At 72.7% G+C, this 14,577-nt stretch carries 10 protein-coding genes; 5 read left to right on the top strand and 5 right to left on the bottom strand.

Translation table 11 applies throughout. From position 1 onward, the window contains the following. The first annotated feature begins 307 nt into the window (after window positions 1-307). Both BMY97_RS34495 and BMY97_RS34490 read left to right on the top strand, forming a co-directional pair. Window positions 308-1,606: a cation:proton antiporter gene (locus BMY97_RS34495; RefSeq protein WP_091625488.1), complete on the top strand. Its 1,299-nt coding sequence runs from the start codon at window positions 308-310 to the stop codon at window positions 1,604-1,606. A 643-nt stretch (window positions 1,607-2,249) separates the two neighbouring features. Further along, window positions 2,250-2,657 (top strand): STAS domain-containing protein, encoded by a 408-nt coding sequence (locus tag BMY97_RS34490; protein ID WP_177231679.1) that lies wholly within the window; start codon window positions 2,250-2,252, stop codon window positions 2,655-2,657. A gap of 171 nt (window positions 2,658-2,828) precedes the next feature. Here BMY97_RS34490 and BMY97_RS34485 read toward each other — a convergent pair whose 3' ends face one another. Together BMY97_RS34485 and BMY97_RS34480 are read right to left on the bottom strand one after the other, a co-directional pair. Further along, complete coding sequence (locus BMY97_RS34485; protein WP_091625483.1) at window positions 2,829-3,083, bottom strand: hypothetical protein; 255 nt, start codon at window positions 3,081-3,083, stop codon at window positions 2,829-2,831. 246 nt (window positions 3,084-3,329) lie between these two features. Continuing rightward, a complete protein-coding gene (locus BMY97_RS34480) occupies window positions 3,330-4,877 on the bottom strand; it encodes a tannase/feruloyl esterase family alpha/beta hydrolase (RefSeq protein WP_091625480.1) in 1,548 nt (515 codons plus the stop codon). A 133-nt stretch (window positions 4,878-5,010) separates the two neighbouring features. On the opposite strand from BMY97_RS34480, the gene BMY97_RS34475 reads away from it, so the two are divergent. From BMY97_RS34475 to BMY97_RS34465, 3 genes are all read left to right on the top strand, one after another. Next, complete coding sequence (locus tag BMY97_RS34475) at window positions 5,011-7,725, top strand: helix-turn-helix transcriptional regulator (protein WP_091625478.1); 2,715 nt, start codon at window positions 5,011-5,013, stop codon at window positions 7,723-7,725. A gap of 95 nt (window positions 7,726-7,820) precedes the next feature. Next, window positions 7,821-8,849, top strand: a complete 1,029-nt coding sequence (locus BMY97_RS34470; RefSeq protein WP_091625475.1) for an alpha/beta fold hydrolase — start codon at window positions 7,821-7,823, stop codon at window positions 8,847-8,849. 125 nt (window positions 8,850-8,974) lie between these two features. After that, window positions 8,975-12,217 carry a family 78 glycoside hydrolase catalytic domain gene (locus BMY97_RS34465; protein WP_091625472.1) on the top strand — a complete coding sequence of 1,081 codons (3,243 nt, stop codon included), beginning with the start codon at window positions 8,975-8,977 and terminating at the stop codon, window positions 12,215-12,217. A 28-nt stretch (window positions 12,218-12,245) separates the two neighbouring features. On the opposite strand, the gene BMY97_RS34460 is transcribed toward BMY97_RS34465, so the two are convergent. From BMY97_RS34460 to BMY97_RS34450, 3 genes are all read right to left on the bottom strand, one after another. Further along, on the bottom strand, window positions 12,246-12,545 hold the full coding sequence (locus BMY97_RS34460; RefSeq protein ID WP_245787647.1) for a hypothetical protein: 300 nt from the start codon (window positions 12,543-12,545) through the stop codon (window positions 12,246-12,248). Window positions 12,546-12,640: 95 nt separating this feature from the next. Then, complete coding sequence (locus tag BMY97_RS34455; protein ID WP_091625470.1) at window positions 12,641-13,678, bottom strand: S1 family peptidase; 1,038 nt, start codon at window positions 13,676-13,678, stop codon at window positions 12,641-12,643. Window positions 13,679-14,127: 449 nt separating this feature from the next. Beyond that, window positions 14,128-14,577: fasciclin domain-containing protein (locus BMY97_RS34450; protein WP_091618550.1), on the bottom strand; the 450-nt coding region annotated here is incomplete at its 5' end.

Raw genomic sequence — 14,577 nt, 5'->3', positions numbered from 1 at the left:
GTGAGAGCGAGATCTGGGCACTCTCGGCGAGGGGCGCCACCACCGTACCGCTTTCCGACGTGGTTGGGCCACCGCGCGACTACCCCGCCACGTCGGCGAGGAAGAGGACGGCTGGTTCCCGGACGTCCGCGAGGCGATGGGGCGCAAGCGGCTGCGGCAGCTGCGGCAGGACGCTCCCGACCGAACCGCTGGAGATCGGCAGCGCCGCGAAGCAACCCCGGCTGCGGGCCGGTGCCACCGGGTTTCGCGCCGCGGCCCCGGGGGTATCCGCCGAGCCGGGTCCCCGGGAAGATCAGCAGGTGCAGCGGTGTCCACATTGACCGTCCTCTTCGGTGTCGCCGGGCTGCTCGCGCTCGCCGCGGCCGTGCTGCCGAAGCTGGTGGCCGAACGGCCGTTCTCCACGCCGCTGGTGATGCTGATCGCCGGTACCGTGCTCGGGCTGCTGCCCCTGCCGGCGCCCTACGGCAACGGCTGGGCCGATCCCGTCGCGCACCTGTCCGGGGTCGAATCGTTCGCCCAGCTGGGCATCCTGGTTTCACTGGCCGGGGCCGGGCTCTCGGTGGACCGGCCGTTCGGGTTCCGGCGCTGGTCCTCGGCCTGGCGGCTGCTCGGCATCACGATGCCGGTGATGATCGCCGTCGTCGCGGTGCTCGGCTGGTGGTGGCTGGCGCTCACCCCGGCCGTCGCGATCCTGCTGGGCGCGGTGCTGGCGCCGACCGACCCGGTGCTGGCCGGCGAGGTCGGTGTGCCCTCCCCCGACGTCGAGCGGGAACTGGCGCGCGACAACGAGATCCGCTCCACGCTCACCATCGAAGCCGGGCTCAACGACGGGCTCACCATGCCGTTCGTCCTCCTGGCCCTGGCGCTGGCCGGGCAGCGCCCTCAGCTCGACCTCGGCTGGGTCCTGGTCGACCTGGTGCTGCCGGTCGGCATCGGGGCGCTGGTCGGGCTCGGCGCCGGGCGGCTGCTGGGATGGGCGATGTTCCGCACCTCGTCCTCGCGGTTCCGGCTGGCCGACTACACCGACGGGCTCATGTTGCTCGCGCTGGCATTCCTGCCCTACGCCCTCTCGGAACTCCTGCACGGCAACGGTTTCGTGGCCGTGTTCGTCGCCGCCGTCGCGGTCCGCACCGAGGAGCGGTCCCACGACTACCACGAGGTCCTGCACTCCTTCGGCCGCCAGCTGGAACGGCTGTTCGTCGCGATCGCGCTGCTCGGGCTCGGCCTGGCCCTCGGCGACGGGCTGCTGCGCGGCTTCTCCCCCGTCGAACTGCTGCTGGCCGGGGTCGCGGTGCTCGTGGTGCGCCCGGTGCTGGGCTGGCTGGCTCTGCTCGGCTCGTCGGCCGGGCGGCACTCCACCGGTGCGATCGCGTTCTTCGGCGTGCGCGGGATCGGCACGATCTTCTACCTCGCCTACGCCCTCGAACGCTTTCCCGTGCCAGGGCAGGACGTGCTGTGGCGGGTCGGCGCCCTCGCCGTCGCGCTCTCCGTCGTGGTCCACGGCATCCTCGCCGAACCCGTCATGCGCCGGATCGAAGACCTCGGCGGCCACCTGCCGGCCAGCGGGGACCCCGGGCGCCCGTCGGCCGGCGAAGTGGGCGGCTGAGGTATGCCCGCACCCCACGGCCGTGGACCGCCGGCACCTACTGGACACAGTGGACTGAAGCTCGACGGCCTGATCCGCTGCACGCACGCGCGAATGCGGCCGGGCCACCCAGGGGCGGCCAGTCCGGGATCAGCCGTAGACCGCGCGGTTCGCAGCGCGGACCACCGTGGCGCGCCGCCCAGGTGACCGGCCCGGGCCAGCGCCGCCTGTGCCGCGTTCGCGCCGGACCGCCGTGGACCGCCCCGCTCGGGTGAGCCGCGGCCCCCGACACGGCGGGCGGGCCAGCCGTAGCGCTTCCGCGGTTCATGTCAGGCACGGCAGCCGCAGGCCCGGCCGGACCGGCGCGGCCGGCAATGGCTCCCGGCCAGACCTCCGCCTGTCCCACCCTCCGCCGATGCCCTCGCGGGTGGTCGGGCTGGTCGTCCTCGTGGCCGCTGTGGCGGCGTTCTTCGTGGCCCGGGCCCTGTCGCTCTTCGGCTGACTGAAAACGTGGTTCCGCCAGCCCTGGCCCGGGGCGGGGCTGGGCGTTACAGTGGGTTGGGCAAGCCGTCGGCATGTGCCTGGAATCCGCGCCTTCGACGATCCCTTCCCGTTCACCTGCGCGATGGCCGCCGCCGCGCCAGGTGGAAACCAGGAGACGGTCGTGGCCACCAAGGTTCACCACATCCAGTACCCCGCCCAGCAGTCCCCTATTCCGCAGCAGGTCGAGCACGAGATTCCCTCGCCACCGAAAGAGCTCCCCGCTACTGACGTCTGGTCGGTCACCGGGGACATCGATGCGAACACGGTGCGCGACCTCATGCTGCGGCTGGCCTCCTCGCTGGCGGCGGGCGGTTCTTCGATCATCGTGCTCGACCTGACGAGAGTGACCTTCCTCGGCGTCTCGGGCGTTCGCGCGCTCGACGCCTTCACCGGAGGCGCCGCGGCGCACCACACCACCTTGCGGATCGTGGCCGGGCTGAACGGGCCCGCCCGGCGCGCGCTGCTGGTCACCAGCGCCTTCCACTCCCTGGTCAACTTCCCCAGTGTCCGGGCGGCGCTGGCGACCTGACCCGGGCCCTCAAGTCCATTGTGGATATACCGGGACCGCGCCGGAATCCGTGACGGGCAAGAGGGAACGGGGGGCCGTGGCGCCTCGCCCCCGGGACGCTACGGCCCTTCCGCGCGCGAAATTACTTTCTGAAAACAGAACTCCCGCGATCCCCGGCCGAGATCGACGTGATCAACGGACAGCCCCACGGGCGGTGACGGCGAGAACGAAGCGGACGCTTGCCCGGCGCAGCACCACCCAGCCGTCCGATGCGCTTTCGATGTCGAACCCCGCCGCGAGGTGTTCATCGAGAGCGTGGCTCATCCCCGTCCCCGGATCGACGTGCACGACCGGGCAGGACAGCCGGGCCTCGAGCTCGGCAACGGTGCGGCAGCCGACCGCGTGCCCGTATCGTGGCGCGGTGCGTGCTGTCGCGTCGATGGACATGATCCGCTCCCTCCGTGCGCGGAGGCCCTGGGCTGTGTGCGGCCGGCGGCGATTCGTATCGAACACCGTCCGCCACCGTGGGATTTGCACACCACGAGGTCCGGATGGCGTAACAGCAGTATGCCACCCGGAGCCGCGGCCCGCGCGCCCATCAGAGCCGAACCTGGCAAACGCGCAGACTGCGCACGTCCCAGGCGTCCAGCCCGGCAACGAGTGCGGTGGCGCCGGCCAAGGACGACTGTCCACTCAGGACACAGGCGCCGCTGGCCACCGGCAGCGGTAGCTCGACGCGACAGCCGGGTCGCCGTGGCCGGTGTAGCGCGAGGTCCGGGGATACGCGCACAGGTCGCGGGTCTGCTTCCCGTCCGTGGTCACGGCCGCCAGGGTGGCCGGCGCCCTCCCGTGCTCGACCCAGCCGACCAGCGCGCCGAGCGGGTTCGAGGGCACCGCGCCCGCGCCGCCGCCGCAGTGCTCCACGCCGGGGGCGAGGAAGAGCCGGTAGAAGTCGTTCACCCGCTGGGAACCGCCCATCGTGCGCTCGACCTCGGCGCGGTAGGCCAGGGTCCCGCCGGGCGGGATGAGCTGGTCGTCCGTGCCGACGTAGGTCAGGAGCTTGCCCCCGGCCCGCCGGAACGCCGAGAGGTCCGGGTCGGCCGTGCCGATGACGTCGTCGTACTCCCGCACCGACTGGCGGAACACCTCGGCGAACCCGGCGTAGGTCAGCTTCGAGACGTCGAAGTCGGCCTGCTTGGCCACAAACGACTGCACCCAGTGGACGGCCACCGGGAAACCGGTGGCGTACGGGCTGTCGCCGGTGCCGGCCAGCCAGCTGAAATCCGCGCCCTTCGGGAGGCCGTCCCACAGCTTCCGGCCGCGTTCGTCGGTGGGCCCGGCCCAGATCTTGCGCATGACGTCGGCGTCCTCGGCCGTGACGGTGAACTCCTTGCCCTCACAGGCGACCTTGGTGCCGATCAGGCCACGCGGGTCGTAGCCGCACTCGTCCGGCCGGTCGATGACGCCGTTCGTGACGCCGTCCTGCGCGTCGCACGCCTTGATCGCGGCTTGCCGGAACGCGGTGAAGACGCAGCTGCTCGGGAAGTCGTGCTCGGAGTTCATCACGGTCTGCGGCCAGAGGGTCGCCACCGCGAACTGGGCCCAGTGCACCGCCGGCGCGTCCGCCAGGATGCCGTCGAAGTCGGCCGCGTAGTCCTGTGCCTCGGAATAGCCCTGGCGGCCGCCGGTCGAGCAGCCGTTCCAGTACGAGTACGTCACCGGCCGGTGGTAGAACCGCTGGGTGACGTCCTTGCCGATCAGCGCGGCCTCGTGCACCGAGCGGGTGGCGAAGTTCGTCAGCAGCGGCCCGTTCACCCGGCCGGGAGCGGTCAGCGCCCACGAGGTGTCGAGCTCGGTCAGCACCCCGGCGTCGGTCGTCACCCCGCTGTAGCCGTCCTTGACCGCTTGCACCAGCGGCGCGCCGAAGTCGCCGGCGGCGTACGCGCTCCCGCCGACGGCCTGGAGCCGCCCGGTCCACCCGGTCAGCGGCAGCGCGACCTCGACCTTGACGTGGTCGCCGGCCCCCGGGTGGCTGAGCGTGACGGTCATCGCGCAATAGGCGGGCTCCCCGGTCTTCGCCTCGGCGAGCACCGACTCGATCTTCGCGCCGGCGGGCGCGGAGACGGGGACGGCGGCGCAGGCGGGTTCGGCCGCCGACGCGCCGGGGGCGAGCTGGACGACGGTGGCCGCCAGCAGCGCCGCGAGCGGGAACGCCAGTGCCAGTTTTCGTGTGCGTCTCATCGATTTCCTTTGTGGAGGGTCGCTTTCGCCTGGCAGCCAAGCCGGAGGGGAGGAGTCTTCGCGCCCGTCGGCCGACGTCGCCGCCGTACGTCGTCCGGCCGGTATCGTCACCGGGAGCGGCGAGGGGAGGATCATGAAGCTGCACGGGCGGGACGCCGAGCTGAAGGACCTGACCGAGCTCGTCGACGGCCCCGGAGGGCGCGGCGGCGTCCTCATCCGGGGTGAGGCCGGGATCGGGAAGTCGGCACTCGTCGCGGAGGCGGCCGCGGCCGCCTCGGTCGCGGGAATGCGAGTGCTGCGCACGACCGGCGCCGACGCCGAGCAGGATCTCGCCTACGCCGGGCTGCACCAGCTGCTCCACCCCGTCCGGGCGGGCGTGGCCGGGCTGCCCGCGCCGCAGCGGGCCGCCGTCGGGACCGCGCTCGGGCTCGCGGACGGGCCGGAGCCCAGCGCCTACCTGGTCGGACTCGCCGCGCTGACGTTGCTGACCGACGAAGCCGCCCGGAAACCGGTGCTGGTCGTCGCCGAGGACGTCCACTGGCTGGACCGCGCCAGCGCCGACGTCCTGGCTTTCGTGGCCCGGCGGATCGAGACCGAGCCGGTCGTCCTGATCGCCACCGTCGGCGAGGGTTCCGGTTCACCGCTGCTCGACGCCGGCCTCTCGCCGATGCCGCTCGGCCGGCTCCGCGACGAGGTCGCCGCGGAGCTGCTGGACGCGGTGGCGCCCCGGCTCGACCCGGCGGTCCGGGCCCGGCTGCTCGCCGAGGCCGCGGGCCACCCGCTCGCCCTGACCGAGCTGCCGTCGGCCGTCGCGGACCTCGACGGGCTCGACCCGGTCCTGCCGCTGACCGAACGGCTGGAGCGCGCGTTCACCGCCCGGGTCGCGGCGCTGCCGGCGTCCACCCGGGCCGTCCTGCTGGTCGCCGCGCTCAACGAGACCGGCTCGATCGCCGAAAACCTCGCGGCGACGGCGACCCTGCTCGGTACCCCCGTCGAGCCCGAGGTCCTGGCCCCCGCCGTCGACGCCCGCCTGGTCGAGCTCGGGGCCGGCTGCGTGAGCTTCCGGCACCCGCTGATGCGCTCGGCCATCCCGGCGGCCGCGACGCTCGGCGATCGGCGGCAGGCGCAGCTCGCGCTGGCCGAGACCCTGCGCGAGCAGCCCGACCGGCAGGCCTGGCATCGGGCTCGGGCGACCGCCGGCCCCGACGAAGCCGTGGCGACGGCCCTGGAATCGGCCGCCGAGCGGGCCCGGCACCGGGGCGGCGCCGCGGCCGCGATCGCGGCGCTGGAGCAGGCGGCACGGCTGAGCGAGGACCCGGGCGCGCGGGCGGACCGGCTGCTGCGGGCCGCCGGGCTGGCGGTCGAGTCCGGCCGCCGCGAGACGGCCGAGCGCCTGGTGCGCGACGCCCGGGGCGGGCCGCTTTCCGCCCGCCGCAACGCTTTCGCGAGCCAGGTGCTCAGCGGCTTCGAGGACGGTGTCCGCGAGGATCCCGCCCGGATCGGGGAACTGGCCGCGCTCGCCGGATCGGTCGCCGCCGGCGGGCAGGACGACGCGGCGATGCGGGTCCTGTGGGGCGCCGCGATGCGCTGCTTCTGGGCCGAACCCGGCCCGGACGCGCGCCGGGCGCTGCTCGGCGTGGCCGACCGGCTGCCCGTCCCGGACGACGATCCGCGCCTGGTCGCCGTCGCCGCGTACGTCGCGCCCTTCGAACGGGGTGCGGTCGTGCTCGAGCGGCTGCGGGCCTTCGCCCGCGTGGCCGGGGCCGACCCGGAGGTCGACCGGTACCTGGGCAGCGCGTCCTTGCAGGTGGGCGCGTTCGACCTGGCCGCGCGCTTCTCGACGGCCGCGGCGCCGGGCCTGCGCGCCCAGGGCCGGCTCGGGCTGCTGCCCCGGGCGCTGGCCGTTCAGGCGTGGAGCCGGGCCCGGCTCGGCGACCTGGCCGGGGCGGCGCCCGCCGCCGCGGAGGCCGTCCGCCTCGCACAGGAGACGGGCCAGCCGTTCATGGGCGGGCTGGCGCTGGCCGTGCAGGCCGAGATCGCCGCCCTGCGCGGCGAGCACGAGCAGGCGAACGCGCTCGCCGACGAGGCCGAACGCGCCGGACTCGCGGCCGGCGCGCGTCCGGTGCTGGCCACCGTCCAGCTCGCGCGCGGGCTCCTGGCACTGGGCGAGAGCCGGTTCGAGGACGCGTTCGCCGACCTGCGCCGGCTGTTCGATCCCGCCGACCCGGCCTACCAGCTGGCCCTGCGCGCGTACTGCGTCGCGGAGCTGGCCGAGGCCGCCGTGCGGGCCGGGGCGGCGGACACGATGCGGGAGATCCTGGCCGAGCTGGAGCCGCTCGCCGCCACGACGCCGTCACCGGCGCTGCACATCGGGCTGCGGTACGCGCGGGCCGTGCTCGCGCCGGGCGAATCCGCCGAAGACCGATTCACCGCGGCGCTGCGGGCGGACCTGAGCGGGTGGCCGGCCGAACGCGGGCGCGTCCACCTGGCGTTCGGCGAATGGCTGCGGCGGCAGCGCCGGGTCGTCGAGTCGCGAGCCCACCTGCGTACGGCCCGGGAGGCCTTCGACGCGCTCGGCCTGAAGGCCTGGGCCGAGCGGGCCCGGCGGGAGTTGCGCAGTGCCGGCGAGTCGAGCCCGAACCGGGGCCCGGACGCGCGGGAGAAGCTGACCCCGCACGAGCTGGGCATCGCGCAGCTGGCCGCCGACGGGCTGACCAACCGGGAGATCGGGCAGCGGCTCTACCTCTCGCACCGGACCGTCGGCACCCACCTGCACCGGATCTTCCCGAAGCTCGGCGTGACCTCCCGCGCCGAGCTGGCGGGCATGCTGAAGGCCCGCCGGGACTGACGACTTACGCCGGGTGCGTCATCCGACGGGCGCGCGTGGCGGGCGGGACTCCTTAGCGTCGAGGCCGTCCCACGGTCTTTCGCACAGGAGCTCAGATGATCAGCAGGAGACGATTCACCCAGGCGTTCGCGGCCGGTGTGGCGGCGACCTCCTTGGCCGCCTGCTCGTCACCGGCTCCCGCCGCCGCCCCACTGGCCGGCGCCGGACTGCGGGCGGGCTCGGGCCGGAACACCTCGCTGGGCCCGCTCAAGCAGGCCGACGCCGGCGCCGTGACCATGGCGTACGCCGAGTTCGGCCCGGCCGGCGGTCAGCCGGTGCTGCTGCTGCACGGCTGGCCGTACGACCCGTACAGCTATGCCGACGTCGCGCCGCTGCTCGCCGCCGCGGGCTTCCGGGTGATCGTCCCGTTCCTGCGCGGGTACGGCCCGACGGCGTTCAAGTCGGCGGCCACGGTCCGCAATGGACAGCAGACCGCGGTCGCCCTCGACGTCGTGGCCCTGATGGACACCCTGAAGATCGGGAAGGCGATTCTCGGCGGGTACGACTGGGGTTCGCGCACGGCCGCCGTCATCGCGGCGCTGTGGCCCGAGCGGTGCCAGGCCGTCGTCCCGGTCAGCGGGTACATCGTCACCGACCTGAAGGCGAACCAGCAGCCGCTCGCCCCGGCCGCCGAGCTGGGCTGGTGGTACCAGTACTACTTCGCGACCGAACGCGGCCGCGCGGGCTACGCGGCGAACCGCCACGACTTCAACAAGCTGATCTGGAAGACGGCGTCCCCGGCGTGGCACTTCGACGACGCGACGTACGACCGCAGCGCCGCCGCATTCGACAACCCGGACCACGTGGCCATCGTCATCCACAACTACCGCTGGCGGCTGAGCCTCGCACCGGGTGAGCCGCACTACGAGGCGTACGAACAGAAACTCGCCGCCGGCGCGACCATCGGCGTCCCGTCGATCACGCTCGCGAGCGATTTCGACGGCGCGGCCAAAGACGGCAAGGGCTACCGCGCCCGGTTCACCGGCAGGTACGAGCACCGGATCCTCGACGGCATCGGGCACAACGTGCCGCAGGAGGCGCCGCAGCCCTTCGCCACGGCGATCATGGACGTCGCCAGGCTCTGAGGAGGCCTGGCCGCCGGCTGTTGTGGCCACCCGGGAGTGGGCGGTATACTCGATTGAATCGTTTCAATCACCTCCCCCCGGACCACGCCGCCACGGGTTCGGCGCCGTCCCCGAGTGGAGCGTTCATGTCCGGTCACCGTCGCCCGGCCACGGTCCGGGCCGTGGTCCTCCTGCTCGTACTGGTGTCGTCGCTCCTGGCGGGCGCTCCCGCGGACGCGGGCTCGCGCGCGCCGGCGCGGATCACCGTCGGCGATCTGCGGGCCGACAACCGGTCCGATCCGCTCGGGCTCGACAGCGCGCTGCCGTCACTGAGCTGGAAGCTGTGGTCCGGCACCCGCGGGGACCGCCAGACCGCCTACCGCGTACTGGTGGCCGGTACCCCGGATCTGCTCGCGAAGAACCGCGCGGATGTCTGGGACAGCGGCAAAATCCCGAAATCCGACTCGACCGCCGTCCGCTACGGCGGCCCGGCGCTGCTCCCGGGCCACCGGTACTACTGGACGGTCCAGGCGTGGGACGCTCAGGGCAATCCGTCCGCGCCGTCGGCGCCCGCGTGGATGGAGCCCGGGCCGTTCACCCCGGCGGACTGGGCGGGCGCCCAGTGGATCACCCCCGACACCGCCGGCGCCTACGCCTGGCCGGACTTCGGCCTCGACCTCGACTTCACCATCGCGGCCGCCGCGGCCGGCGTGGTGTTCCGGGCACAGGATCCCGGCAACTACTACCTCTGGCAGATCAACACCGTGACCACCCCGGGAAAGGTCATGCTCCGGGCGCACGTCCGGCAGAACGGCGCGTTCCGGGTCCTCGGCGAAACCGACCTGAGCCCGGTGCTCACCCCGCAGAACGCGACAGCGCGACATCATCTGCGTCTCACCGCGCAGGGCGCCACCATCAGCACCTGGATCGACGGCACGCTCGTCGACACCCGCACCGACAGCACGTTCGGCGCGGGCACCATCGGATTCCGGGCTTCGGAAAGCCAGGGAATCCGGGAGGACGCCCGGTACGCCAACCTGGTCGTCCGTGATCCCGCGGGGAAAACGCTGTTCTCCGACGATTTCTCGGCCACCCCGGATCCGCGTTTCCCCGGTGTCCCGATCACGGACGGGCAGCTGGATCCGCAAGGCGACCCGACCTTGCTCGCCCAGTCCTCCGACGCGCCGATGCTGCGCCGTGAATTCACCTTGGGCAAGAAGGTCGCCTCGGCTCGCGCCTATGTGCACGGCCTGGGCCTGGCCGAGCTGCACCTGAACGGCGCCAAGGTCGGCGACCACGTCCTGGCTCCCGCGAACACCCCGTACGACCGGCAGGACCTCTACGACTCCTACGACGTCACCGCGCAAGTCCATCAAGGACGGAACGCCGCCGGCATCTGGCTGGGCAACGGGTACGGAGCCCGCTTCAGCCCGTACGGATTCCGCTGGCTCGGCCCGGAACAGGCGATCCTGTCGCTGGCGGTCACGTTCACCGACGGGACCCGGCAAACGGTGACCACGGACGGTGCCTGGCGATGGTCGGACGGCCCCATCGTCACCAACGACATCTACGACGGCGAGAGTTACGACGCCCGCCTCCAGCAGAACGGCTGGGACCGGCCCGGGTTCGACGACGCGGGATGGCACCCGGTGCGGACCGCGGCGGCGCCGGGCGGGGCACTGGCGGCGAGCACCGCGCCGCCGATCCGAGTGGTCCAGACCTTGCCCGCGGTGTCGCTGACCCAGCCGCGTCCCGGCGTGTACGTCTACGACTTCGGGCAGAACTTCGCCGGCTGGGAACGGCTCCGGGTCGCCGGCCCGGCCGGCACGACCGTGCGGATGCGCACCGCCGAGGAGCTCACCGCCGACGGCATGCTCGACACCGCGACCAACCGGGACGCCGCGTCGGCCGATTCGTACACCCTCGGCCCGGCACCGGGCACCCAGACCTACGAACCCCGCTTCACCTACCACGGTTTCCGCTACCTCGAGGTCACCGGATACCCGGGGAAGCCGGATCCGGGCAGTGTCCTCGGGGTGGTCGCGCACGCCGATGTGGCCTCCACCGGGACGTTCGACACCTCCGACGCGCTGCTGAACCGGATCTGGCAGAACAACCGCCGGGCGGTGCTGAACAATTCGATGAGCCTGCCCACCGACAACCCGGTCCGCGACGAGCGGACCCCGCCGGGCATGGACGTGCAGGCCTACCACGACGCCTCGGTGCTGGACTTCGGCATGGACTCGTTCTACGCCCAGTACCTGCGGGCCCTGCCGCCGGGAACGGCGCTGCCGAACGACGCCGGGAACGCCCAGCAGCCGGACATGGGCGGCGGCTCGGTCACCCTGGCCTGGTCGCTGTACGAGCAGTACGGCGACCTTCCGAGCCTCGCCGCCGCGTACCCGCTGATGAAGAAGTTCGTCGACGCCAACGCCGCGGCCTACCCCGGCCTGGTCTGGCCCGACGACCGGGGTTTCGGCGACTGGTGCCCGCCGGACCGCAGCCCGAAGGCCAACGGCGGGCAGGGCGCCCCCGACGCGGGCGACTGCTTCAGCGAGCGGGCGCTGGTCAACACCGCGCTTTCCCACCAGCAGGCCGAAAGCGTCGCCAAAGCCGCGGCGGCGCTGGGGAACCGGCAGGACGCCGCGCACTACCAGCAGCTGGCCGGCGCCATCGCCACGGCGTTCAACGGGCACTTCCTCAACGCGGACGGCGCCGGCTACGGCGACGGACGCCAGACGACCGGCATCCTGCCCCTCGCGTTCGGCCTGGTTCCGCCCGACCGGGTCCAGGACGTGGGCAACCGCTTGGTGGACACGATCCTGAACCGCGACCACGGGCACCTCGACACCGGCATCTTCGGCACCCGCTACCTGCCGGACGCGCTCGCCCGGATCGGCCGGATCGACGTGGCCCGGACCGTGCTCGGCCAGCCGTCCTACCCCGGGTTCGGCTACCAGATCAGCCGCGGCGCGACCACCCCGTGGGAGCAGTGGACCTACGAATCCGGCATGGAAACCCATGACCACGCGATGTTCGCGGGCGTCAACGCGCCGATGTACACGCAGTTCGCCGGGATCAGCCCGGCCGCGCCCGGCTACTCCGCCATCGCGATCGCCCCGCAGGTGCCCCCGGGGCTCGGCCGCGTCTCGGCCTCGATCGACACGGTGCGCGGCCGGGTCGGCTCGTCCTGGACGCACCGCGGCTGCCGGTTCGACCTGACGGTCACGATCCCGGTGAACTCGACAGCCACGGTGTCGGTCCCGGCGTTCGACTCCCCGGCGCGCGTCACCGCGACGCCCGGCGCGGTGACGCTACCCGGAAACCCGGCGGCACCAAGGTATTCCGTCGGCTCGGGCACCTGGCGGTTCCTCGTCGACCATTGCTGAGCAACGGGAGGGAAGCGCGGGGCCGGCGTCAGTTGAGGATCTGCATGCCGCCGAAGATCAGGACCAGGAGGGCGCCTGCGCCGAAGCCCGCGAGGAGGGCGAGACCGAGCCTGGGCCGGAGCCGGACCCCCGCGTAAGCCAGGCCCAGCGTGAACATCAGCCACGCGCCCATGAGCGCGACATTCGTCATCATCGTGCCGCTGAGTTCGAACGCGCCTTTCGCGCCGCCGGCGACGACCAACGCGAAAACGACCGACACTCCCATTGTCGCCAGCCGGCTCTTGGCCAGTCCGGCGGCCGGCATCCGGTGCGGGTGAGAACGCTCCATGGTGACCTCCTGGTCCGATGAGACCAGTCTCACACGGTGCCCGCCGAATGTTCCTTACCGCGCGGTTACGTGCATCGGCCACCACGGAAGCGGAATCAGTAAATGGCGACCCCGTACGCGTTCAGCGCTTCGGTCACCGGCTGGTAAAAGGAATTCCCGCCGCTGGTGCAGTTTCCGCTGCCGCCCGAGGTAAGGCCGAGCGCGGTGTTGTTGGCGAACAGCGATCCGCCGCTGTCGCCGCCTTCGACGCACACGGTGGTCGCGATCATGCCGGTCACCGTGGTGCCGTCGCTGTAGTTCACCGTGGTGTTGAGCCCGGTGACCTTGCCGGTGTGGAAGTGCGACGTGCTGCCGGTGCGCCCGACGGTCTGCCCGACCACCGGGGTGCCCGCGTTGGCGATGTCGCGCAACGTGCCGTTGTACAGGTCCACCGAACCCGGGCGGTCGGTCGCGGTGGTGTACTGGAACAGCGAGTAGTCGTTGCCGGGGAAGCTGGTGCCGACGCGGGAGGCGATCGTCTTGCCGCTCGAATCGGCCCAGGTCGAGGCCACGTTTCCGCAATGGCCGGCGGTGAGCAGGTACGCGGTGCTGGTGCCGGGCTTCTTCACGTTGAAGCCCAGTGAGCACCGGACCCCGCCGCCGATGATGGCGTCGCCGCCGGCGATCGTGGTGCGGTACTCGCCCTTCACCTGCTGCAGCCGCGCGGTGTCGCCGAGGCCGGCCACCACGGACTTCAGGCGGCCGAGGTTCGCCGCGGCCACGCTGTCGTCGGCGGAGACCACGACCTGGTCGGTCACCGGGTCGATCGCCCAGGCGGTGCCCGGGATCGTCGCGGTCCGGCGCAGGGTGTCGAGGCTGCGGCCCAGTGCCGCCGCGCCGTGCTTGACGAATCTCGGCTCCGCTCCCCCGGCCCGCACGGACCGTGCGCCGGCTTCGTCGGTCACCGTCACGACGAGTTTGCCCGCGCCGTCCAGGTAGGAACCGGCGCTGGTGCCGCCCAGCTGCGCCGACAGCTCGGCAGCCGACCGGGCCGGGTCCGGCGCGGCTTGGCTGCCCGGTGCGAAAAGCGTGCCGCTCACGATCAGCGCGGCGGCCAGTACCGCGATTTTGGCTGATGAACCGGCTGTGCCCATGATGCCTCCTCGGCAAGGGAACCGGCGCACCCGAAAGCACCGTGCGCCGGCGGGAGAACTGCTGATTTTTATTAGCCAGCAGTGGTTCGAGCCAGTTCACGGTACGGTCGGCCAGGGCCCGCGAGTACCGACGAACGTTGGCACTGCGGGGAAACCACGGAAGCCGTTGTCCCGGTTGCCGGAACACGGCCTTCGCGGCGACGGAGCCGGGCGGGCGGAGGAGGAGGAGGAGGAGGCGATGCGGCGCCGGGGCCGGTCACCGCCGGCAGCGTGGAGTATCGGCGCCGACGATGACCGGCGAGCGCCTCGGCCGCCACAACACCGAGGGGCTCCCCGCTGTCCCGATCCGCGATTTCCGGTGGACAGCGGGCGTTCCACGACACAGTGGTACCACCGGGCGCGCCCCGACGGCGACCCGGTGGTACCACTGTGGACAGTGCCGGTCTTGGTCAGCTCTTGTTGGTCCCCGGGGTGAGGACCTTGTCGATGACGAAGACGGTGGCGTTCTTGGTGGGGATGTTGCCGCAGAGGATCTTGGCGCCGTTGACGGTCATGTTGTCGCCGGAGCCTTCGATCTTCAGCGGGCCGCCCGCGGTGTCGAGCGAGGTGACCGAGCCACCGGCGGCGGCCAGGCCCTTGGCGTCGTAGCGCTTGGGCAGGACGTGGTACTGCAGGATCGGCGCCAGCTGGCTCGGGTTCTTCGCCAGCTCGTTGAACTTCGCGTCGCCCAGCGCCGCGAAGGCGGGGTCGGCCGGCGCGAAGACGGTGATCGCGGGCTGGCTGTTGAGCGTGTCGACCAGGTTGGTGGCCTTGACCGCGGCGACCAGCTTGGTCAGCAGCGGGTTGGTCGAGGCGGCCGACGCGACCGGCTGCGGGCCCATCGAGTCCAGCGAGCCGGC

The organism is Amycolatopsis saalfeldensis (genome assembly GCF_900110575.1).
GTDB lineage: Bacteria > Actinomycetota > Actinomycetes > Mycobacteriales > Pseudonocardiaceae > Amycolatopsis > Amycolatopsis saalfeldensis.
This window is presented reverse-complemented; position numbering and strand designations above follow the sequence as displayed.

Bases quoted from the DNA above. Each gene is read 5' to 3' on its own strand.
- BMY97_RS34485 (WP_091625483.1), bottom strand. From the start codon at position 3,083: ATGTCCATCGACGCGACAGCACGCACCGCGCCACGATACGGGCACGCG.
- BMY97_RS34480 (WP_091625480.1), bottom strand. From the start codon at position 4,877: ATGAGACGCACACGAAAACTGGCACTGGCGTTCCCGCTCGCGGCGCTG.
- BMY97_RS34475 (WP_091625478.1), top strand. From the start codon at position 5,011: ATGAAGCTGCACGGGCGGGACGCCGAGCTGAAGGACCTGACCGAGCTC.
- BMY97_RS34470 (WP_091625475.1), top strand. From the start codon at position 7,821: ATGATCAGCAGGAGACGATTCACCCAGGCGTTCGCGGCCGGTGTGGCG.
- BMY97_RS34465 (WP_091625472.1), top strand. From the start codon at position 8,975: ATGTCCGGTCACCGTCGCCCGGCCACGGTCCGGGCCGTGGTCCTCCTG.
- BMY97_RS34460 (WP_245787647.1), bottom strand. From the start codon at position 12,545: ATGGAGCGTTCTCACCCGCACCGGATGCCGGCCGCCGGACTGGCCAAG.
- BMY97_RS34455 (WP_091625470.1), bottom strand. From the start codon at position 13,678: ATGGGCACAGCCGGTTCATCAGCCAAAATCGCGGTACTGGCCGCCGCG.